A 19,907-nucleotide genomic window follows, 5' to 3' on the forward strand; every position below is an offset into this window, starting at 1 on the left:
CGGGCCTTGCCTGGGCGGACCGCTCAGGCAAGGTCACACCAGGGCGACCGCGGGTTCACCGAACCACTTCGTCAGCGCGTTTTCCAAGCCGGGCCCGCCGTTCCAGACCACGTACCCATCGGGCCGGACGAGCTGGGGACCAGCACCGTGCCGGGTCTCGACCCGGTCGCCCCACCCCTCGGGGAGCGCCGCGCCCACCAGCACGGCCCGGCCGTCCGGCGCGGCCGGGACCTCGGCCCGGCCGAGGACACCCGGGTAGGTCAGCCCGAGGCCCGAGACCTCCATCGCGACCGCCCGCCGCGCTTCCGGCACGGCGATCAACCCGGTCACGATCTCCCGCACCGCCGCGGCATCGGGATCGGGCACGCCCAGCACCGCCTGCGCGCGAGTGCTGAGCAGCACCCGCGCGGCGACGGGATGCCGTTCGGCGTGGTAGCTGTCGAGCAGGCCGTGCCCGCGGATCTCCGCCGCCAGCTTCCAGCCGAGGTTCACCGCGTCCTGCAGGCCCAGGTTGAGCCCCTGGCCGCCGACCGGGAGGTGGATGTGCGCGGCGTCGCCCGCGAACAGCACCCGGCCGTGGCGGTAGCGCTCCAGCTGCCGTGCCGCGTCGCCGAACCGGGACGCCCACCGCACTTCGCCGATCTCGACCCCGGGACCGTGCGCTGCGGTGAGTGCCCGCTGCAGCTCGTCGGCCGTGACCGGGGTGCCGCGGTCGAGCCGTTGCTGCTCTTCGCCGAAGACGATCGTGCGGTAGCGGCCGCCCGACAGCGGGAGCAGGTAGCCGGACGAGCCGGCCGGCAGTGACCAGGCCTCGGCCAGGCCGGCGGGTTTCGCGGCGAGCGTGATGTCGGCGACGACCAGCGAGATCCGGGCCGGGGTGCCCGGGAACGCGGCGCCCAGCAGCGTCCGGACCGTGCTGTGGCCGCCGTCGGCCGCCACGAGCCACCCGGCGCGGTGAGTGCGTCCCCCTGCAGTGACGGTGACGCCGTTGCTGTCCTGTGCGACAGCGGTGACGCCCGCACCGCGCAGCACCGGGGTGCGCAGCCGCGCCTCGATCGCCGCCGCGACGTGGATCTGCTCGACGCCGAGCTGGTACGGGAAGCGCGTCGGCAGATCCGTGTAGTCGATCGGGACGCCGGAGAAGTGCCCGGCGGGCAGCTTCGCCTGGACGTGCGGCTCGATCGCGGCGAGCAGGCCCCGGTCGGCCAGCACCTCGACCGACCGGGGCTGCAGGCCGAGCGCCTTCGACTGCGTGGTGGGTTCGGTGTCGCGTTCCAGGACCAGCACGTCGAGTCCGGCGCGCTCAAGTTCGAACGCCGTCAGCAGGCCGGTCAGGCCGGCGCCCGCCACCAGGACGTCAGGCATCGAGGTTCTCCTTCTTGAGGTACCAGAGGTGCCAGACGATCAGGAGGGCCAGCGCGCCGAACCACGCCACGTTGGTGACCAGCGCGATGAGGTCGATCGGCAGCGTGTAGACGAGCACGATGTGCAGCACCGCGCCGGCCAGCAGCACCGCGCCCCAGGCGGCCGTGTTGATCCGCAGGCCGCGCCGGAAGCGGGCGTCGGTCTCCCAGCGGCCGACCCACGCGTCCGCGCCTTCGGCGCCGCGCTTGACCTCGGCGATCGTGCGGCCCAGCGTCAGCTGCGCCGGCCGGCCGACGAACACCGAGACCAGCATCCACGCGCCGAAGACGCCACCCAGGGCCGCGGTCCAGCCTTCGCGGATCACCAGGGTGCGCGGGTCGTCCGAGAGCAGTCCCAGCACCACCGACAGCACCAGGACGCTCAGCGTCACCAGCGCGACGAGGTCGACCTTCCGGGTGCGCACGATCGTCCACAGCACGTACGGCGCGGCGACCAGGACGCCGGCCATCAGCGCCCACCACTGGTCCACGCCGGCGGCGCGCAGGCCGTAGAACAGCGCCATCGGCACCAGCACTTCGAACACCACGGTCAGCACGTTGGCGCGGACCAGCCGGCGCAAGCCGGCGTCGGGCTCGGACTTCGCTTCGATCATCATGCGGATCCCCCAGCGGATTCGGGTGCGGTCGCCCGCACGTAGAGGTCGGCGAGCTCGCGGCCGATGCGCGTGAGCTCGGTGGGTGCCAGGCCGGCCGCGGCCGCCGTGGCGACGACGGCGTCGAGGCCGGCGGTGAAGGCGAGCGCCGTGGTCCGGGCGTCGAGCGGGCCGAACGTGCCCGCCGCCCGCCCGGTGCGGAAGTGCTCTTCGAACAGCGCGAGCCGTCCGTTGACGCTCGCGCTCTGCGAGCCGGCGTTCTTCACCAGGTCGATCAGCGCGCGGACCTCGACCGGGTGCTCGCCGACGAGCTCGACGTTCGACTCGACGTAGGCCCGCAGCTGCGCGACGTGCCCGACGGCGGCGTCGATGCGCGGCTGCATGAACGCGCCGGTGATTTCTTCGATTTCGGTGATGCACGCCGCGAGCAGGTCGTCCTTGCCCTTGAAGTGGTAGCTGATCATGCCGGTGCTCGACAGGCCCGCCTGCTTCGCGATCCGGCTGAACGACGCCTTCGCGTAGCCGGCCTCGGCGATCACTTCGATCGCCGCCCGCACGATCTGGGCCCGCCGGCCGGACTCGGTGAACGTTCTTGCTCGCATGAGCAAAATTTAGCTCAGTCGAGCAAAAATGACAAGTCACCTGGTCAGCGCCGGGAAAGGGGGGAGTGGGTCAGGCGGTCGCGGTGCCGTCGACGACCTGGTTGCGGCCCGCGTCCTTGGCTCGGTACAGCGCCTTGTCGGCGGCCTGGAGGAGCCGCTCGACGGCCGTGCCGCCGTCGGGGTAGGTCGCCACGCCGATGGACGCCGACAGTGAGGCGATGACGCGGACGTGGCTGCCGTCCTCGTACTCGACCTGCAGGGACTCGATCGCCGACCGGATGCGCTCGGCGACCGCCAGTACCGCCGCCGGGCCGATGTCCGGGAGCAGGACCACGAACTCCTCGCCGCCGAAGCGGCCGACCGAGTCGTAGTCGCGGACCGCGCTCTTGATCGACGCCGCGACGGCGCGCAGCACCGTGTCGCCGGCCAGGTGGCCGTGCGCGTCGTTGATCAGCTTGAAGTGGTCGAGGTCGATCATCAGCACGCCGAACGTGCTGCGGGAGCTGCGCTGCGCCCGGGCCAGCTCACGCGAGGCCAGCAGGTGCCAGCCGGTCGTGTTGAACAGGCCGGTCTTCTCGTCGGTCGTCGCCGCGATCTCCAGCTGCTTGATCAGCACCGCCCGGTGCAGCACCAGCAGCGGCGGCACGATCGCGACGGCGAGCGCGGGCAGCGTCGCCAGCGTCAACGCCGTGAGCAGGCCCAGGCAGAGCGTCGCGACCTCGAGGAGGTTGTCGCCGAGACCGCCGAAGAACGCCTTCACCGAGCGCTTCGTGATCGTCAGCGCCGGGACGATCGTGATCGCCGAAACCAGGAAGTACGCGACCGCGGCGAGCGTGATGGCCGTGACGCCGCGCCAGCCCGACGTCAGCGCCGTGTACATGTCCGGGACGCCGAGGCGGCTCAGGACCAGCTCGGCCGCGTAGCAGGTGACGACGACCAGCGTCGCGTTCAGCGTCGTCCGGAACGGCGGCACGCGCTTGATCCGCGCGAGGCTGCGCGTCGCCAGGTGCACATACAGGACGGCGACCAGCGCGGTGCCGAGCGCGGGCGGCAGGAGCAGCACGCCCGCGAACGTCCAGACCGACGTCAGGTTGATGTGCGGGGTGTCGGACACCAGCCGCCGGACGCGCTCGATCTGCCGGCCCAGCTCCGCCTGCAGGACGCCGAGCGCGGCGAGCACCCCGAAGACCACCAGGTCCCAGGCGTCCACCGGCACCACGACGGCGGTCCAGACGGTGGCCACGAGGGCCACCGACTCGACGAGGAAGCAGTAGAAGACCAAGGTCGGCCGCTGCCGCCAGAGCGTCCAGCGCGCAGGACGGGGCACCCCTCGGATCCGGCCCGCTCGGGGCTCGGCCGGACGGGCGCCGTCCATACTCAAGGCGGTGCAACTCCCCTGGTGATCCGACGATCCGCGTCCACCCCACCACACCGGGCGGCCGCGATCGACGATTGCCACACGATCGGAGCAGTGAAGGGAGGCCGCCGCCATGCGCAACCGCGAGTCCTGAGGCCCCGACGTCCGATTTTCCGCACCGGACCAGTGAGGGAGGCCGTCATGCGCAACCGCGAGTCCTGAGCACACCGCCGCCCGCCCGTCACCACGCGCGAGAGGAGAGCTGTCGTGCGCAACCGCGAGTCCTGAACCCCGTCGCACACCGTCCGTTTCCAGCCGGAGAGGGGATCGTCACCATGCGCAACCGTGAGTCCTGAAACCCCGCGGCCCGGGTGGGCCGCCTACGCGGTCGCGCCGCCGTCGACCACCAGGTCGTGCCCGACGGTGAACGCGGCCTCCGCCGAAGCCAGCCACAGCACCGCGGCGGCCACTTCGGCGGTGGCGCCCACCCGGCCCAGCGGAATCGCGGCAGCGAGCCGCGCAGCACGATCGGCGTCGGTCTCGCCCGGGCGCCGCGACATCTCCGTGTCCGTGGCGCCGGGGCTGACGGCGTTGACGCGGACGCCCTCGGCGATGTGGTCGCGGGCCGCGGTCCGGGTCAGCGCGCTCACCGCGGCCTTCGACGCGGCGTAGGCCGCCATGTTCGGCAGCCGGCCGTGCGCGCCGATGTTCGACGCCATGTTGACGATCGCGCCGCCGCCGTGCGCCCGCATGTAGGCGATCTCGTGCTTCATCGACAGCCAGGTGCCGGTGACGTTCGTGGCCATCACCGCGGCGAAGCCGTCCTCGCCGAGGTCGGCCACCGGGGCCGGCGCCCCGAGGATGCCCGCGTTGTTGAACGCGACGTCCAGGCCGCCGTGCCGCGCGACGACCGTCTCGACCATCCGCGCGACGTCGGCGGAGTCGGTGACGTCCACGACGACCGCGCTCGCCGTGCCGCCGGCGGCTTCGATCTCCTTCACCGCCGACGCGAGCCGCTGCTCGTCGCGCCCCGCCACGACCGCCGTCGCGCCCTCGGCGGCGAACGCCCGCGCCGTCGCTCGCCCGATGCCCGAGCTGCCGCCGGTCACCAGGACGATCTTGTCCGCGAACCGTGCCGCCATGTCTGCCTTCTTTCTGGTCCGATCAGTCTTGAATGAGGAGACGCATCGCCTGGGAGACGGCCGCGTTCAGCCGGCTCGCGGCGTCGGCGCCCTTGCCCAGGACACGCAGGCCCTGGAGGACGGTGAGCAGGAACCGGGCGAGGGTCGCCGGGTCGCTGCCGCCGGGAAGCTCGTCCTGCGCCTTGGCGCGTTCGAGCGCCATGGTGAGGGCGACCTCGAGGGTGTCCCAGCTGCGTTCCACGACGCGGGCGACTTCGGGGTCGCGGGGGAGCAGCTCGATCGCCGCGTTGACGACAAAACAGCCGATCGGCCCGGCTTCCCCCAGGATGTCCGCGACGTAGCCCGCCAGGAGCCGGCGCACCGCGGGCACCCCGGGGCCCGGCTGCGAGAGGTCCGCCATGACCCGCGCGTCGGTCTGGTCGGCGTAGCGCTTCAACGCCGTCACGTACAAGTCGTGCTTCGTGCCGAAGGTCGCGTACAGGCTCGCCTTGGCGACGCCGAGGTGCGTGACGAGGTCGCTGACCGACGTCGCCTCGTACCCCTGACGCCGGAAGAGCGCCAGCGCGGCATCGCACGCTTCGCCGACGTCGAACTCCTTCACCCGGGACATGATCAAAACTCTAGCCTTATCGAGAACGCTCGGTCAAATAAGTGGACGGCGGTGTGTCGAGTCCGATGACACGGCGTGCGGTGGCACTATGGCTGCTCGGACCGGCCGGAGGGGGTGCGTGATGCAGGACCTGCCGCGGCTGACGCTGCCACCCACGGTCGTCGCCACCCACCTGCGTTCCTGCGCCGAAGACCTCGCCGCGGGCCTGCGTGCCGGCGGCCCGGGCGCCACCACCACCGAGCTCGTCGACGTCGTCGCGCAGCTGGTGGCCGGCCAGGAAGCCCTCTCGCACGCGCTCGCCGGTCTCGCCGCCCGGGTCGAAGGCGGCGGCGACGTGCTCGCCGCGGCCCCGCCGCTGGACGTCGAGGTGGTCACCGAAGTGCTCCGCGCGGCGGCCATCGCGGCCCGCTGTTCGGCCGAAGCGCTCGACGAGGTCACGCCGTCGTTCGAATGTGTGAGCGAATCCGTCGCGCCTGACACCCGTTTGTAGGTGTGGACGCGCGAGGCCGTCCGCCTAGCCTGGGCGCTGCGGAGGTGTCGCATGCGAGCGGTGTGGACGGGCACGATCGGGTTCGGGGACTACGCCGTTCCGGTGAAGGCGTACAGCGCGACCGAGGAACACGAGATCCCGCTCCACCAGGTCCACGAAGCCGACGGCGGCCGCGTGCGCGTGAAGCGCGTCTGCGAGGTCGACGGCGAAGAGGTGCCGCCCGCGGAGATGGTCCGCGGTTATCCCGTGCCCGGTGGCGACGTCGTGCTGCTGTCGGACCACGAGCTCGCGTCGCTGCCGATGCCCGGTCGTACGATCGCCATCCGCGGGTTCGCCCCGCTCTCCGACGTCGACCCGATCTGGTTCGCGAAGAGCTACTACCTCGAGCCCGAGCCGGCCGGCACCAAGCCGTACGTGCTCTTCAGCGAGGCGCTCCAGCAGTCCGGCCGGATCGCGCTGGTCACCGTCGCGCTGCGCCGCCGCGAGACGCTGGGCGCGCTGCGCGTGCGCGACCAGGTGATCGTGCTCGAGACGATGCTGTGGCCCGACGAGGTGCGCGTGCCCGACTTCCCGTTCCGGCACGCCGACGTCGACATCCGGCCCGGTGAGCTGCGCCGCGCGGTGAACCTCGTCGAGGAGCTGACCGGCGAGTTCGACCCCACGCGTGTGCCCGACCGTTACCGCGAGGCGCTTCAGGCGTTGATCCGCTCGAAGATCGACGGCGCCGAGGTCGTCCAGCCCACGGCTGCGGAGCAGGACGAAGGCGTCACGCGCCTCCTGGCGGCGCTGCAGGCGAGCGCGTCCGAAGCGGAAGACGTGCGCAACGCGGCCGTCGCGAAGGCCAAGGCCGCCGCTTCGAGGGCGGCGAAGGCGCGTACGACGGCGAAGCGCGCGGCGTCACGTAGTCGCACGAAGACGTCTTGAGTATTACTACCCACGGGTAATTGAGGGTTCTCCCACTGCTGGCAGGCCGCCCGGCGCGGCAAACTTTGTCCTGCCGGCGGATACCGGATCGCCGGCGAGGGGGTTCGGACGGCCCCTGGGGAGGTGAGCCGTCCGGGCACCGGGGTTCCGGGGCGGGCCGACGGAGGAGCGGCCCGTTTCGGGACCCGCGTTCACACCGCGGGGAGGCGGTGTGAGCCAGGGGGTGTCTTGAAGGCCGCCGCGGAGGGATCGAGGGGTCTCCGCGGCGGTCTTCAGGCGTCCGCGACGCGCATCAGCAGCTCCGACGCCAGTTTCAGCAGCTGCCGTTCGGTCGGCGAGAGTGTCGACTCCAAAGCCGCCGCCAGCCAGCGTTCGCGCTGGATGCTGTACTGCCGCAACACCGTCAGGCCGTCCGGGGTGATGCTGATCAGCGACCGGCGGCCGTCCGCCGGGTCGGTCGTGCGCGTGACGAGCTCGCGTTCGGTCACCCAGGCGAGGATCCGGGTCAGCGACTGCGGCTGCAGCCGTTCCGCCTCGGCCAGCTCGGTCGGCGTGTGCGTGCCCGCCCGGTAGAGCCGGCTCAGCACCGCCAGCACCGCCGGGCCGGGGCCGTTCGGGTCGCGCTCGGCGCGCATCCGCCAGTTCAGCCGCCCGACGCCCTCGCGGACCCGCCACGCCAGGTCGGCCAGCTCGGGGTCCGCGCTGACGGGCGAGGCGACGTCGGGTTCGGGCTGCATGGGCCCAGATTAGGCGGTTCCCCTGACCAGCCGGGCATAACGCCCGTCGCGCGCTAGCAGCTCTTCGTGCGTTCCGCGTTCGGCGATCCGGCCCTCGTGCAGCACCACGATCTGGTCCGCGTGCTCCACAGTGGACAGCCGGTGCGCGATCGTCAGCGTCGTGCGGCCCGCGGCCAGGCGGTCCAGCTCGGCCTGCACCGAGCGTTCGGTGCGGGTGTCGAGCGCGCTGGTCGCCTCGTCGAGGATCAGCACCGGCGGGTTGCGCAGCAGGATCCGGGCGATCGCCATCCGCTGCTTCTCGCCGCCGGAGAAGCGGTAGCCGCGCTGGCCGACCACGGTGTCGTACCCCTCAGGCAGCCCGGCGAGGGTGTCGTGGATGTGCGCGGCTTTCGCGGCCGCCTCGACCTCGTCGTCGGTCGCGTCCGGCTTCGCGAAGCGCAGGTTCTCGCGGACGGTGTCGTGGAAGAGGTACGTCTCCTGCGACACCATCCCGACCCCGGCGGCCAGCGAAGCGAGCGTCACGTCGCGGACGTCGGTGCCGTCGATCGTCACGGACCCGTCGCTCACCTCGTACAGCCGCGCCACCAGGTACGCGAGCGTCGTCTTGCCCGAGCCGGTCGAGCCGACGAGCGCGGTTGTCGTCCCGGCTGGGACGTCCAGGTCGATGTCCGCCAGCGTCAGCGGCCCGGATTCGTCGTAGCGGAACGACACCCCGCGCATCGCGACTTCGCCGCGGCGCACCTCCAGGCGGCCCGCGTCCGGCTTGTCGGAGATCTCCACCGGCAGGTCGAGGACCTCGAAGATGCGGCCGAACAGCGCCTTCGACGTCGCCACGTTCTGCCCGATCGTCTGCATCGCGCTGGCCGGCGCGACCAGCCGGTTGAGCATGCTGGTGAACGCCACGACGGTGCCGAGCGAGATCGGCGACGCGCCGCCGGCGAGCGCCAGCCCGGCGATCCAGTAGACCAGCGCCGGGATCACCGTCAGGCTCATCGCCCGCGACGCGGTCTGCCAGCGCCCGGCCAGCGCGGCCGCCCGCTCCAGCGTCGCGATCTCCCGCGACTCCGCGCCGAAGCGGTCGCGCATCGCCCGCTCGTTGCCCATCGTCTTCGCGAGCAGCACGCCGGTGACCGACAGGGACTCCTCGACCATCGTCGTCAGCCGGGCCATCCGGCGGGTCCGGCCGCGGGCCAGGTTCCGCCGCCGCTTGCCCAGCCGCAGCGTGAACAGCAGGAACAGCGGCACGACGACCAGCGACAGCAGCGCGAGCTGCCAGTCGAGGGCGACGAGGGCCACGGTGATCGCGATGGTCGTGGTCGCGTTCTGCACCATCGACCCGGCGGTCGTGGTGATGACGTTGTCGACACCGCCGATGTCGTTGAACACCCGCGAGAGCACTTCGCCGCTCTTCGTCCGCGTGAAGAAGCCGAGGGACATCCGCTGCAGGTGGCCGTAGACCGACACGCGCAGCTCGTTCATCACCCGTTGCCCGATCGTGTTGGACAGGCCGGTGGTGGCCACGCCGAGGGAGCCGCTGCCGACCGCACAGACGATCATCCCGGCGGCCAGCAGGCTGATCAGGAGCGTGTCGCGGTGCGGCAGGGCGGTGTCGAGGATCTCGCGCAGGAGGAACGGCGACACGACGCCGAGCCCGGCCTGCAGCACGATCAGCGAGAACAGCGCGGCCAGGGGCCCGCGGTGCGCGTGGAACAGCCCGGCGATCCGCCGGAGGGGGACCGGCTCGTCGGTGTCGACGGCCGGTTCGGCGAGCGACGGCCGGGGTCTGGTCGCGGAAGTCATACACGTATGTTTACTTATCTCGGAGACGCGTGCCAGACATTTTCCCGATGTTGCCGGTCGGGTACTACGTGCGCGCGTACTGATCGGGTGCACGACTTTTGCGTACCCGCGAGGCGGGGAAGCCCGAGCGACTACCCTCGGAGGTGCCGGCCTCGTCCGGCGCGCCACTCTCGACCCAGCTGGAGCGTGCACACCCGTGTTCGACACCCTCTCCGATCGGCTCACCGCCGCCCTTCAGACGCTCACGCGCAAGGGCAAGCTGTCCGACGCCGACATCGACGCCACCGCGCGCGAGATCCGCATCGCGCTGCTGGAGGCCGACGTCGCCCTCGGCGTGGTCAAGACCTTCATCGCGAGGATCAAGGAACGGGCGAAGGGCGCCGAGGTCTCCCAGGCGCTCAACCCCGCGCAGCAGGTCATCAAGATCGTCAACGAGGAGCTCGTCGGGATCCTCGGCGGCGAGACCCGGCGGCTGAACCTGGCCAAGAACCCGCCGACCGTGATCATGCTCGCGGGTCTGCAGGGCGCCGGTAAGACGACGCTCGCCGGCAAGCTCGCGCTCTGGCTGAAGAAGCAGGGCCACGCGCCGATGCTCGTCGCGTGTGACCTCCAGCGCCCGAACGCCGTCACGCAGCTGCAGGTCGTCGGCGAGCGCGCCGGCGTCGTCACCTTCGCGCCGGAGCCGGGCAACGGCGTCGGCGACCCGGTCGACGTCGCCCGCCGCGCCATCGCCGAGGCGAAGCACGCCCAGCACGACGTCGTCGTGGTCGACACCGCGGGCCGCCTGGGCGTCGACGAAGAGCTGATGAAGCAGGCCGCCGACATCCGCGACGCCGTCCAGCCGGACGAGACGCTGTTCGTCGTCGACGCGATGATCGGCCAGGACGCCGTGACCACGGCCGAGGCGTTCCGCGACGGCGTCGGCTTCACCGGCGTGGTGCTCACGAAGCTCGACGGTGACGCCCGCGGTGGTGCCGCGCTGAGCGTCCGCGAGGTCACCGGCCAGCCGATCCTCTTCGCCTCGAACGGCGAGAAGCTCGAGGACTTCGACACCTTCCACCCGGACCGGATGGCCTCGCGCATCCTCGGCATGGGTGACGTCCTGACCCTGATCGAGCAGGCCGAGCAGGCCTTCGACCAGGACCAGGCCGAGAAGGCCGCCGCGAAGCTGTCCAGCGGCCAGCTGACGCTGGAGGACTTCCTCGAGCAGATGCTCGCGGTCCGCAAGATGGGCCCGATCGGCAACCTGCTCGGCATGCTGCCGGGCGCCGGTCAGATGAAGGACCAGCTGGCCCAGGTCGACGACAAGCACCTGGACAAGCTGCAGGCGATCATCCGCGGCATGACCCCGGCCGAGCGCGACGACCCGAAGATCATCAACGGTTCGCGGCGGCTGCGCATCGCCAACGGCTCCGGCGTCACCGTGCGCGAGGTCAACGACCTGGTCAACCGGTTCTTCGAGGCCCGCAAGATGATGGCCCAGATGGCCGGCCGGTTCGGCTTCGGCGGCGGGGGCGGCGGCTCCAAGTCGCGCAAGGGCAAGAAGGGCAAGAAGGGCCGCGGCCCGACGCAGCCCAAGGTCCGCGGCGGCTTCCCCGGCGGCATGCCGATGCTGCCCCCGGGCGGCGGGATGCCGGGCGGCGGTGGCATGCCCGACCTGTCGAAGCTGGGCGGGATGAACGACGTCCCGGGCTTCGACCCGACGAAGTTCAAGCTGCCGAAGAACCCCAAGGACAATTGAGCACCGCGCTCCACGCCGCCGGGGTGGTCCTGCCCGGCGGCGAGTCCCGGGACCTCTGGGTCAGCGGCGGCCGGATCTCGTTCGAGCCGGTGCCGGACGCCGAGACGCTGGGCCGCGACGTCTTCCTCGTGCCCGGCCTGGTCGACGCCCACTGCCACCCGGGCATCGGCGTCGGCGGGCCGGTGTCGCTCGAAGAAGCGGCTTCGCAGGCCCTGGCCGACCGTGCCGCCGGGACGCTGCTCATCCGCGACTGCGGCCTGCCGATCGACGTCCGGCCGCTGCAGCAGCGCGCCGACCTGCCGACGATCATCCGCGCCGGCCGCCACCTCGCCCTGGCCAGGCGCTACGTCCCGGGGCTCGGCCTCGAGCTGGACGACCCCGCGCAGCTGCCCGCGGCCGTCGCCGACCAGGCCCGCGACGGCGACGGCTGGGTCAAGCTGGTCGGCGACTGGATCGACCGCGGCGCCGGCGACCTCGCGCCGCTGTGGCCGGACGACGTCCTGGCCGAAGCCGTCAAGGTCGCGCACGACCACGGCGCCCGCGTCACCGCGCACGTGTTCGGCGAAGCGGCGCTGCCCGGGCTGATCGCGTCCGGCATCGACTGCCTCGAGCACGGCACCGGCCTGAGCGCCGACCAGCTCGCCGAGCTGGCGCGTCACGACGTCGCGCTGGTGCCGACGCTGATCAACATCGAGAACTTCCCGGGCATCGCGGACAAGGCGGGCAAGTACCCGGCCTACGCGGCGCACATGCGGGCGCTGCACGCCGGCGTCGGCGAGATGGTCGCCACGGCCGTCGAAGCGGGCGTACGCGTTTTCGCGGGCAGCGACGCCGGGGGCATGGTCGAGCACGGCAGGCTCGTCGACGAGATCGAGGCCCTGCACCACGCGGGCATGACCCGGGAGCAGGCCCTCGCGAGCGGGTCGTGGGCCGCCCGCGACTGGCTCGGCCACCCCGGGATCACCGACGGCGCACCCGCCGACCTGCTCGTCTACCCGAGCGACCCGCGCGAGGACCTGGGCGTCCTGCGGCATCCGGAGCACATCGTGCTCGGCGGTGTCGTCTACGCGTAGACCCCGCCGTTTTCCTTGCGGGACCGGCACTTTGCCGATCCGGCCGAAGGTAGGCGGATACGTTTCGCAACCGATCAGCACGAGGTGCCTGTTTCCGCCGTGGCTGCTGTCGGATCGGCAAACATCGGCACAGTAGCGTTGGACCCTGTGACGGACGACGACGGCGCACGGCGCGTGCTGGGAGCGCACTGGTGTTTCGTGGCGTTCTTCGCGGGGATCGCCGGCTACTACCTGGTCAACCTCGTCATCGCCGCGGCGGTCAACCGCAACGTCGGTGAGTTCGACCCCCTGGAGCTGCGGGACATCGGCCCGCTGCTGCTCCTGGCGTTCGTGCCCAACCTCCTGCTCGGGCTCGGCCCGGCGGTGGGCTCGTGGCGCTGGGGCGGCGGCCTGCGCGCCGACTTCGGGCTCAAACCGACCTGGCGCGACGTCCGGATCGGCCTCGCCTGCGGGGTGCTCGCCCTGGTCGTCGGGTACGGGCTCAACCTGGTGCTGATCGCGATCTACGGCGCCGACGACGTCTCCGACAGCCCGCTGACCGACCTCGCCGACACCTTCGACGGCGACACGGTCTGGCTGGTGCTCGCCGCGGTGATCGTCATCGCCGGCGCCCCGATCACCGAAGAGCTGCTGGTCCGCGGCACGCTGTGGAACGCGCTGTCGTTCCACCGGATCCCGCCCTGGGTGGTCCTGGTGCTCACCGCGCTGGTGTTCGCGCAGCTGCACGGCGAGCCGACCCGCACGATCGCGCTCTTCGGCCAGGGCATCGCGATCGGCCTGGCCCGGCACCTGTCCGGCCGGGTGAGCGCCGGGGTGATCGCGCACGCGGCGAACAACCTGCCGCCCGCGGTCCTGCTGTTCGTCGCGCACTGAAACCATTACGAAGATCGATGGACAGTAGTCGGACGGGCACTGTGTGATCACCCTCCGGCGGCTAGGCTCGGGCGGAGGAGCCGAGCGATCGCGGAGGGCAGGCGTGACCACTTCCCAGCCTCGGGACCCGGCTCCCGACGCGTTGCCCGAGCCCGAGGAGCCCGCGGCGACGGCCTTCCTGCCGCCCCTGCCGCGGCACCGCTGGGGGTTCGGGGCGTTCCTGCTCGTCGAAGTGGTCCTGCTGTCGTCCGCGGCGTTCGTGTCGGTGCTGGTCGGCGACACCGGGCCCGGCCCGCTGCCGATGCGCGTCGTGCTGCTCGGCACCATGCTGCCGACGATGATCGCGGCCGCCGTCGCCGTGCTGGTCACCTACGTCCGGGGCAACGGCCCGATCGTCGACCTGCGGCTCGAATGGCGCTGGTCCGACGTCAGGACCGGCGTCCGGTACGGCTGCGTCGGGCTCGTGTTCACCACCCTCGGCGCCTACCTCTGGACGCAGCTGGTCGGCGACGCCAACGCGACGTCGGCGATCAGCGCCCTGGTCGAGGACCGCAAGATGTCGGTGTCGGCGGCCGTGGTGATGTTCGTCTACCTCTGGCTGCTCGGCCCGATCTGCGAAGAGGTCATCTACCGCGGCCTGCTCTGGGGCGCCGCGGAACAGCTGCAGTGGCGCAGCGAGCGCTGGGCGGGCGCGGCCGCCTTCCTGCTGTCGACGGCGGTGTTCGCGGCCAGCCACCTGGAGCCGCTGCGGACGACGTTGCTGCTGGTCATCGCGGTGCCGATCGGCCTGGCCCGGCTGGTCACCGGACGGCTGCCCGCCAGCATCGTCGCGCACCAGGTCAACAACTTCCTCCCGGCGCTCACCATCCTGCTCGGCGCGCTCGGCGTGGCCTCTTTCTGAGCCTCTTCGGCCGGTCGCGGAGGCCGTCTGGCAGAATGGTGCACTGCCTGCTTCCGCCGGACCCTCTCACCGTGCGAAAGCTCCTGACCTTCGGGTGCCCGCGTCCGTGTCCCCACTCGGCCCGCGTGCGCCCAGCCCAGTACCAGAGAGACTCGAGGAGAACCCACACCCGTGGCCGTCAAGATCAAGCTGCAGCGCCTCGGCAAGATCCGTGCGCCGTACTACCGCATCATCGTCGCCGACGCGCGCACCCGCCGGGACGGCAAGGCCATCGAGACGATCGGCAAGTACCACCCGAAGGAAGAGCCGAGCCTCATCGAGGTCGTCTCCGAGCGCGCCCAGTACTGGCTGGGTGTCGGCGCGCTGCCGACCGAGCCGGTCCAGCGCCTGCTGGAGATCACCGGTGACTGGCAGAAGTTCAAGGGCCTGCCGGGCGCCGAGGGCACCCTGAAGGTGGCCGAGCCGAAGCCGTCCAAGCAGGACCTGTTCAACGCGGCGCTGGCCGCGGCCGGTGAGGAGCCCTCCACCGAGGCCACCACGCCGAAGAAGAAGTCCGCCCCGAAGAAGGCCGAGGCCGAGAAGGCCGAAGCCACCGAGGGTGAGAAGGCCGAGTGAGCTTTCTGGCTGACTCCCTCGAGCACCTGGTGCGCGGGATCGTCGACAACCCGGACGAGGTCCGGGTCGAGCTGCTGACCACGCGCCGTGGCCGGACGCTCGAGGTGCACGTGCACCCCGACGACCTGGGCAAGGTGATCGGCCGGGGTGGTCGCACCGCGACCGCCCTGCGCACCGTCATGGGCGGCATCGGTGGCCGCGGCGTCCGCGTGGACGTCGTCGACACCGACCGCTGAAGCCTGTTTCGGAAACGGTCATGGACGTCGTAGTCGGTCGCATCGCCAAGGCGCACGGAATCCGCGGGGAGCTCGCGGTGGACGTGCGCACGGACTCGCCGGACCAGCGGTTCCGGGTCGGTGCGGCCGTGACGACCAAGCTGCGTGACGGCAGCACAAGGGAACTCACCATCGCAGCCGCCCGCGAACACAGCGGGCGGCTGCTGGTGCGTTTCGAGGAGGTTCTGACCCGCGACGTCGCCGAGACGCTGCGGGGCGCGCTCCTCATCGCCGACACCGGCACGCTGCCGCCGACCGAGGACCCCGACGAGTTCTACGACCACGAGCTGGCCGGCCTGCGGGCCGAGCTGCTCGACGGGACGGTCGTCGGCAAGGTCGTCGAGATCGTCCACTCGCCCGCGGGCGAGCTGCTGGAGGTCGACGTCGAGGGCCGCGAGGTCCTGGTTCCGTTCGTGCGCGCGATCGTCCCCACGGTGGACGTCGCGGGCGGCCGCGTCGTCCTCGACCCGCCGGAAGGCCTGCTCGACGCATGAGGCGCTGGACGGCCGCTGTCGCGGCACTGCTGCTCGCCTCGGTCCTCGCGCCTCCGGCCGAGGCCGCGGGCCCCACCTACGGCGACTTCTCGATGATGTTCCAGCGCAGCGCGGGCCAGTTCGCGCCGCCGGGCGAGAAGGCGTACCAGTGGGCCTGGTCGCCTCAGTCGGCCACCGAATCGCAGATCTCCTGGGGCGACCCGGTCACCTGGCCGCCGTCCTACGCCGAGCACTTCGTCCACGACGGCGACTGGGTGCTGCTCGACGGCTGGCACGACAACGGCACCTACTACACCGAACGCGTGACCAGCGAGTCGCTGTGCGAGGGCGGAGCCTGCACGCCGATCCCGTCGCACGGGGGACAGCAGCACTACGTCCGCTGGAACGTCCCGGCCTCGGACTACCAGCTGGTCGCCGAAGGGACCATCACCGAGCAGAGCAGCGGCAAGAACTTCCGCTTCAAGCACGTGCAGACCTGGCACGCGCCCGCGCCGTGCAGCACGGCCCGCTTCGGCGCCCGGACATGCATCACGCAGAGCGAGTCCTGGTCGTCCGACCAGGGGCTGCCCGCCGGCTCGCCGTTGCGCGAGACGAAGCGCCGCGACATCCGGATCGCGCAGGGGCTCGGCATGGCCTTCACGATCGACCAGCAGGTCGAGTCCCCGTGGCACGCCGAGGCCACCGAGTACTGGAACTGGTGACCGGGTGCGCATCGACGTCGTCACGATCTTCCCCGAGTACCTCGACCCGCTGCGCGCCGCGCTGCTGGGCCGGGCGATCGACCGCGGCCTGATCGAGGTCGGCGTGCACGACCTGCGTGACTGGACCCACGACGTGCACCGCGCGGTCGACGACGCGCCCTACGGCGGCGGCCCGGGCATGGTCATGAAGCCGCAGATCTGGGGCCCGGCGCTGGACGACGTCTGCGGAGACGGGGCGCGGCTCGTCGTGCCGACCCCGGCGGGCAGGCCGTTCACCCAGGAGCTGGCGCACGCCTACGCGGCCGAGAAACACCTCGTGTTCGCCTGCGGCCGGTACGAGGGCATCGACCAGCGCGTCGTCGACGACGCCGCCCGACGGATGCCCGTCGACGAGGTCTCGATCGGCGACTACGTCCTGGTCGGCGGCGAAGCGGCGGTGCTGGTCATCGTCGAAGCCGTCGTCCGGCTGCTGCCCGGCGTGCTCGGCAACGCGCGCTCGGCCGCCGAGGACTCCTTCTCCGACGGCCTCCTCGAAGGCCCCAGCTACACCCGCCCGGAAGTGTGGCGCGACCTGGCCGTGCCGGACGTCCTGCGCTCCGGCAACCACGCGCTGATCGACCGCTGGCGGCGTGACCAGGCCCTGGAGCGCACCGCCCGGCGCCGCCCGGATCTCCTCGCCGCGCTGCCGGAAGGTAGTCTCGGCAAGCACGATCGCGGGGTCCTGGAGGGCTTGGACCCCGAGCAGGCATAGGGCCGGTTCGTTCGCCCGAACCGCCGTCTGCGATACTTGACAGGTTGGCGTGAGTGGACCTCCTCGTCCACGAGCCCGCCATCAGCCCCCGGGTCGCCCGCAGCGTGACCGTTGCGCGCCCGGGACGTGTACGCAAGCCATACGAAGACGAGGACGGACCACCGATGAACACCCTGGACGCGCTGGACAAGCAGTCGCTGCGTTCCGACATCCCGGACTTCCGCCCGGGCGACACGCTCAAGGTGAGTGTCCGCGTCATCGAGGGCAACCGCGAGCGCAACCAGGTCTTCCAGGGCGTCGTGATCCGCCGTCAGGGCGGCGGCATCCGGGAGACCTTCACCGTCCGCAAGGTCTCCTTCGGCGTCGGCGTGGAGCGCACCTTCCCGGTGCACACCCCGAACATCGCCTCGATCGAGGTCCACAAGCGCGGCGACGTGCGGCGCGCGAAGCTGTACTACCTGCGTGACCTCCGCGGCAAGAAGGCCAAGATCAAGGAGCGCCGCGAGAACCGCGAGACGGCCTCGGCTAACTGAGTCACAACCCGGTTACCGGTAGCCTGACGACGTGGCCGAACCCGTGTCCCAGAACGCTCCTGAGGATGACCCCGATCGCTCCGAAGAGGACAAGCCCAGGCTGTCCCGCTCCGAGGAGCGCGGGGGATCCCGCCGGCGGCGAGCCAAACCCGCCAAGAAACGGTCGTTCTGGAAGGAACTGCCGATCCTGCTCGTGATCGCCTTGGTGCTCACGATCCTGATCCAGACATTCCTCGCGAAGGTCTTCATGATCCCCTCGGGGTCCATGGAGGCCACCCTGCACGGGTGCCCCGGCTGCACCGGCGACCGGATCCTGGTCGACCGCGTCACCTACGACTTCACCGAGCCCTCCCCGGGTGACGTGATCGTGTTCAAGGGCCCGCAGGCGTGGATCAACAACGAGATCGCGCCGCAGGAGTCGAGCAACATCGTCGTCCAGGGCCTGCGCGGGCTCGGCTCGCTGGTCGGGTTCGCCCCGCCGGACGAGCGTGACTTCGTGAAGCGGGTCATCGCCGTCGGCGGCCAGACCGTCCAGTGCTGCGACCCGCAGGGCCGGATGATCGTGGACGGCAAGGCGCTCGACGAGCCGTACATCCACTGGGAAGACCCGTCGAACCAGGAGCAGAAGACCTTCGAGCCGGTCAAGGTTCCGGCCGGCACGGTCTGGGTCCAGGGCGACAACCGCAACAACTCCGACGACTCCCGGTTCCAGGGCGGCGGCGGCGTGAACGGCGCGGTCCCCGTGGACAACATCATCGGCAAGGCGCGGATCATCGTTCTGCCGCCGGGCCGGTGGGGCGGCATCACCGACCACAACCCGCAGGAGTCGGCCCAGCCGGTCGCGCTCGGCGCGCCGGCGTGGCAGAGCGGTCTCCCGCTCGGCGCCGGGATCGCGGCGGCTTGGCCGGTGCTGTTCTTCGGGCGCAAGCTCAAGTCCGGACTGAGCCGGGCGGCCGGGCGGAAACGCTAGCCACCCGATCCGTGTCGGCAGACGGGTGAACCAGCCTTGACTCTTCCCGTTCCCCTCACCGCGGCCGAGCCCATCCGGCCGCCGCGGGCCGTGGTGCGCGGCGACCTCTTCTGGGGGCTGCAGGGCGCGCTCGACCGCCGTGGTCTCGGCCCGGTCGCCGGTGTCGACGAAGCCGGTGCCGGGGCGTGCGCGGGGCCGCTGGTGGTCGCGGCCTGCGTGCTCAAGCAGGGTGACGCGGCGAGGCTCACCGAGCTGACGGACTCCAAGCTGATGACGGCGAAGGCGCGGGACCGGGTCTACGACCTGGTCCTCGCCCGGGCCGTCGACTATTCGGTGATCGTCATCCCGACCGCGGAGGTCGACCGCTACGGCATCCGGGTGATGAACCTGGAGGGCATGCGCCGCGCCGCGGCGGCCCTGCGGGTCTCCCCGGGCTACGTCCTCACCGACGGGTTCCGGGTCCCGGGCCTGACCGCGCCGAACACGGCGGTGATCAAGGGCGACCGCTCGGTGGCCTGCATCGCGGCGGCGTCGGTGCTGGCGAAGGTGACGCGCGACCGCATCATGGCGGGCTACCACGACGACCTCCCGCACTACGGTTTCGACGTGCACAAGGGATACAGCACGTCCGAGCACCTCGCGGCGCTGCACGAACACGGGCCGAGCGACGTCCACCGCTGGTCGTACACGAACGTGGCGAAGGCGGCCATCAAGCACGGCGTGCGCCCCGCGCGGCCGGTCCTGCTGACCTACGCGGCGCTGGAGAAGGCGATGGAGACGGGGTCCACCGCGGGCCTCGCCGCGGTCCTCGACGAAGCACTCGAGCCACAACTCACCCTGCCGTTGCATGCCCCGGCCGCGGGTGTGGGTCACAATGAACGCTCCGCCGGCGGAGCAGCAGCACGATCCCGAGGAGGGGCGCGGATTTCATGAGCGCAGAGGATCTCGAGAAGTACGAGACCGAGATGGAGCTCTCGCTGTACCGCGAGTACCGCGACATAGTGGGTCAGTTCTCGTACGTGGTGGAGACCGAGCGGCGGTTCTATCTGGCCAACGCGGTGGACGTCCAGGTCCGCGACGGCGGCGGCGAGGTGTACTTCGAGGTCCGCATGTCCGACGCGTGGGTCTGGGACATGTACCGCCCGGCCCGCTTCGTCAAGCACGTCCGGGTCATCACGTTCAAGGACGTCAACGTGGAGGAGCTGGACAAGCCGGACCTCCGCCTGCCCGAGGACGGCCCGTTCTCAGGCTGACCCCCTCGTTCCACAACCCGCGCCGGCTCATCCCACGATGAGCCGGCG

General features: G+C 71.5%; 23 protein-coding genes. 15 read left to right on the forward strand and 8 right to left on the reverse strand.

The window, feature by feature from the left end; translation table 11 throughout:
• Nucleotides 1–33: 33 nt before the first annotated feature.
• The 6 genes from ACZ61C_RS26985 to ACZ61C_RS27010 form a co-directional block, all read right to left on the reverse strand.
• Entirely contained in the window at nucleotides 34–1,365 is a 1,332-nt protein-coding gene (locus tag ACZ61C_RS26985) for an FAD-dependent oxidoreductase (protein ID WP_465310603.1), read from the reverse strand.
• Entirely contained in the window at nucleotides 1,358–2,020 is a 663-nt protein-coding gene (locus ACZ61C_RS26990) for a VC0807 family protein (RefSeq protein ID WP_465310604.1), read from the reverse strand. Before ACZ61C_RS26990 ends, ACZ61C_RS26985 begins: the two co-directional genes overlap by 8 nt.
• Nucleotides 2,017–2,619, reverse strand: a complete 603-nt coding sequence (locus ACZ61C_RS26995) for a TetR/AcrR family transcriptional regulator (protein WP_465310605.1) — start codon at nucleotides 2,617–2,619, stop codon at nucleotides 2,017–2,019. Before ACZ61C_RS26995 ends, ACZ61C_RS26990 begins: the two co-directional genes overlap by 4 nt.
• Before the next feature lie 70 nt (nucleotides 2,620–2,689).
• Entirely contained in the window at nucleotides 2,690–3,994 is a 1,305-nt protein-coding gene (locus ACZ61C_RS27000) for a GGDEF domain-containing protein (RefSeq protein WP_465310606.1), read from the reverse strand.
• A 362-nt stretch (nucleotides 3,995–4,356) separates the two neighbouring features.
• Nucleotides 4,357–5,118, reverse strand: a complete 762-nt coding sequence (locus ACZ61C_RS27005; protein ID WP_465310607.1) for a glucose 1-dehydrogenase — start codon at nucleotides 5,116–5,118, stop codon at nucleotides 4,357–4,359.
• A 22-nt stretch (nucleotides 5,119–5,140) separates the two neighbouring features.
• A complete protein-coding gene (locus tag ACZ61C_RS27010; RefSeq protein WP_465310608.1) occupies nucleotides 5,141–5,728 on the reverse strand; it encodes a TetR/AcrR family transcriptional regulator in 588 nt (195 codons plus the stop codon).
• Between the two features lie 121 nt (nucleotides 5,729–5,849).
• Between ACZ61C_RS27010 and ACZ61C_RS27015 the strand changes: the two genes are divergently transcribed.
• Both ACZ61C_RS27015 and ku read left to right on the forward strand, forming a co-directional pair.
• Entirely contained in the window at nucleotides 5,850–6,218 is a 369-nt protein-coding gene (locus ACZ61C_RS27015) for a hypothetical protein (RefSeq protein WP_465310609.1), read from the forward strand.
• A gap of 51 nt (nucleotides 6,219–6,269) precedes the next feature.
• Entirely contained in the window at nucleotides 6,270–7,142 is an 873-nt protein-coding gene (gene ku / locus ACZ61C_RS27020) for a non-homologous end joining protein Ku (RefSeq protein ID WP_465310610.1), read from the forward strand.
• A 272-nt stretch (nucleotides 7,143–7,414) separates the two neighbouring features.
• Here ku and ACZ61C_RS27025 read toward each other — a convergent pair whose 3' ends face one another.
• Together ACZ61C_RS27025 and ACZ61C_RS27030 are read right to left on the reverse strand one after the other, a co-directional pair.
• Nucleotides 7,415–7,879, reverse strand: a complete 465-nt coding sequence (locus ACZ61C_RS27025) for a MarR family winged helix-turn-helix transcriptional regulator (protein WP_465310611.1) — start codon at nucleotides 7,877–7,879, stop codon at nucleotides 7,415–7,417.
• A 9-nt stretch (nucleotides 7,880–7,888) separates the two neighbouring features.
• Entirely contained in the window at nucleotides 7,889–9,679 is a 1,791-nt protein-coding gene (locus tag ACZ61C_RS27030; protein ID WP_465310612.1) for an ABC transporter ATP-binding protein, read from the reverse strand.
• Between the two features lie 196 nt (nucleotides 9,680–9,875).
• Between ACZ61C_RS27030 and ffh the strand changes: the two genes are divergently transcribed.
• The 13 genes from ffh (at nucleotide 9,876) to ACZ61C_RS27095 (ending at nucleotide 19,859) form a co-directional block, all read left to right on the forward strand.
• Nucleotides 9,876–11,420, forward strand: coding sequence for a signal recognition particle protein (gene ffh / locus ACZ61C_RS27035; RefSeq protein WP_465310613.1), 1,545 nt, complete (start codon nucleotides 9,876–9,878; stop codon nucleotides 11,418–11,420).
• On the forward strand, nucleotides 11,417–12,493 hold the full coding sequence (locus ACZ61C_RS27040; protein WP_465310614.1) for an amidohydrolase family protein: 1,077 nt from the start codon (nucleotides 11,417–11,419) through the stop codon (nucleotides 12,491–12,493). The genes ffh and ACZ61C_RS27040 overlap by 4 nt, the downstream gene beginning before the upstream one ends.
• 147 nt (nucleotides 12,494–12,640) lie before the next feature.
• Nucleotides 12,641–13,366 (forward strand): lysostaphin resistance A-like protein, encoded by a 726-nt coding sequence (locus tag ACZ61C_RS27045; protein WP_465310615.1) that lies wholly within the window; start codon nucleotides 12,641–12,643, stop codon nucleotides 13,364–13,366.
• A 103-nt stretch (nucleotides 13,367–13,469) separates the two neighbouring features.
• On the forward strand, nucleotides 13,470–14,267 hold the full coding sequence (locus ACZ61C_RS27050; RefSeq protein ID WP_465310616.1) for a lysostaphin resistance A-like protein: 798 nt from the start codon (nucleotides 13,470–13,472) through the stop codon (nucleotides 14,265–14,267).
• A 171-nt stretch (nucleotides 14,268–14,438) separates the two neighbouring features.
• A complete protein-coding gene (gene rpsP, locus ACZ61C_RS27055; RefSeq protein ID WP_364626326.1) occupies nucleotides 14,439–14,882 on the forward strand; it encodes a 30S ribosomal protein S16 in 444 nt (147 codons plus the stop codon).
• Complete coding sequence (locus ACZ61C_RS27060; protein ID WP_003103110.1) at nucleotides 14,879–15,118, forward strand: RNA-binding protein; 240 nt, start codon at nucleotides 14,879–14,881, stop codon at nucleotides 15,116–15,118. The genes rpsP and ACZ61C_RS27060 overlap by 4 nt, the downstream gene beginning before the upstream one ends.
• A gap of 20 nt (nucleotides 15,119–15,138) precedes the next feature.
• Nucleotides 15,139–15,651, forward strand: a complete 513-nt coding sequence (gene rimM / locus ACZ61C_RS27065; RefSeq protein ID WP_465310617.1) for a ribosome maturation factor RimM — start codon at nucleotides 15,139–15,141, stop codon at nucleotides 15,649–15,651.
• On the forward strand, nucleotides 15,648–16,352 hold the full coding sequence (locus tag ACZ61C_RS27070) for a hypothetical protein (RefSeq protein ID WP_465310618.1): 705 nt from the start codon (nucleotides 15,648–15,650) through the stop codon (nucleotides 16,350–16,352). Before rimM ends, ACZ61C_RS27070 begins: the two co-directional genes overlap by 4 nt.
• 4 nt (nucleotides 16,353–16,356) lie before the next feature.
• A complete protein-coding gene (trmD, locus tag ACZ61C_RS27075) occupies nucleotides 16,357–17,103 on the forward strand; it encodes a tRNA (guanosine(37)-N1)-methyltransferase TrmD (RefSeq protein ID WP_465310619.1) in 747 nt (248 codons plus the stop codon).
• Nucleotides 17,104–17,267: 164 nt separating this feature from the next.
• Entirely contained in the window at nucleotides 17,268–17,636 is a 369-nt protein-coding gene (gene rplS / locus ACZ61C_RS27080; protein ID WP_465310620.1) for a 50S ribosomal protein L19, read from the forward strand.
• Between the two features lie 31 nt (nucleotides 17,637–17,667).
• The gene (gene lepB / locus ACZ61C_RS27085; RefSeq protein WP_465310621.1) at nucleotides 17,668–18,606 is read left to right on the forward strand and encodes a signal peptidase I; all 939 of its coding nucleotides are present in this window, start codon (nucleotides 17,668–17,670) and stop codon (nucleotides 18,604–18,606) included.
• Nucleotides 18,607–18,696: 90 nt separating this feature from the next.
• Nucleotides 18,697–19,539, forward strand: a complete 843-nt coding sequence (locus ACZ61C_RS27090) for a ribonuclease HII (protein ID WP_465310742.1) — start codon at nucleotides 18,697–18,699, stop codon at nucleotides 19,537–19,539.
• Nucleotides 19,536–19,859 carry a DUF2469 domain-containing protein gene (locus ACZ61C_RS27095; RefSeq protein WP_003096226.1) on the forward strand — a complete coding sequence of 108 codons (324 nt, stop codon included), beginning with the start codon at nucleotides 19,536–19,538 and terminating at the stop codon, nucleotides 19,857–19,859. The genes ACZ61C_RS27090 and ACZ61C_RS27095 overlap by 4 nt, the downstream gene beginning before the upstream one ends.
• Nucleotides 19,860–19,907 lie beyond the last annotated feature (48 nt).

This window comes from Amycolatopsis sp. NPDC104587 (assembly GCF_055583645.1).

Bases quoted from the DNA above. Each gene is read 5' to 3' on its own strand.
- ACZ61C_RS27030 (WP_465310612.1), bottom strand. From the start codon at position 9,679: ATGACTTCCGCGACCAGACCCCGGCCGTCGCTCGCCGAACCGGCCGTC.
- ACZ61C_RS27015 (WP_465310609.1), top strand. From the start codon at position 5,850: ATGCAGGACCTGCCGCGGCTGACGCTGCCACCCACGGTCGTCGCCACC.
- ACZ61C_RS27005 (WP_465310607.1), bottom strand. From the start codon at position 5,118: ATGGCGGCACGGTTCGCGGACAAGATCGTCCTGGTGACCGGCGGCAGC.
- ACZ61C_RS26990 (WP_465310604.1), bottom strand. From the start codon at position 2,020: ATGATGATCGAAGCGAAGTCCGAGCCCGACGCCGGCTTGCGCCGGCTG.
- ACZ61C_RS26995 (WP_465310605.1), bottom strand. From the start codon at position 2,619: ATGCGAGCAAGAACGTTCACCGAGTCCGGCCGGCGGGCCCAGATCGTG.
- rimM (WP_465310617.1), top strand. From the start codon at position 15,139: ATGGACGTCGTAGTCGGTCGCATCGCCAAGGCGCACGGAATCCGCGGG.
- ACZ61C_RS27025 (WP_465310611.1), bottom strand. From the start codon at position 7,879: ATGCAGCCCGAACCCGACGTCGCCTCGCCCGTCAGCGCGGACCCCGAG.
- ACZ61C_RS26985 (WP_465310603.1), bottom strand. From the start codon at position 1,365: ATGCCTGACGTCCTGGTGGCGGGCGCCGGCCTGACCGGCCTGCTGACG.
- ACZ61C_RS27095 (WP_003096226.1), top strand. From the start codon at position 19,536: ATGAGCGCAGAGGATCTCGAGAAGTACGAGACCGAGATGGAGCTCTCG.
- rplS (WP_465310620.1), top strand. From the start codon at position 17,268: ATGAACACCCTGGACGCGCTGGACAAGCAGTCGCTGCGTTCCGACATC.
- ACZ61C_RS27010 (WP_465310608.1), bottom strand. From the start codon at position 5,728: ATGTCCCGGGTGAAGGAGTTCGACGTCGGCGAAGCGTGCGATGCCGCG.
- ACZ61C_RS27000 (WP_465310606.1), bottom strand. From the start codon at position 3,994: ATGGACGGCGCCCGTCCGGCCGAGCCCCGAGCGGGCCGGATCCGAGGG.
- ku (WP_465310610.1), top strand. From the start codon at position 6,270: ATGCGAGCGGTGTGGACGGGCACGATCGGGTTCGGGGACTACGCCGTT.
- ACZ61C_RS27070 (WP_465310618.1), top strand. From the start codon at position 15,648: ATGAGGCGCTGGACGGCCGCTGTCGCGGCACTGCTGCTCGCCTCGGTC.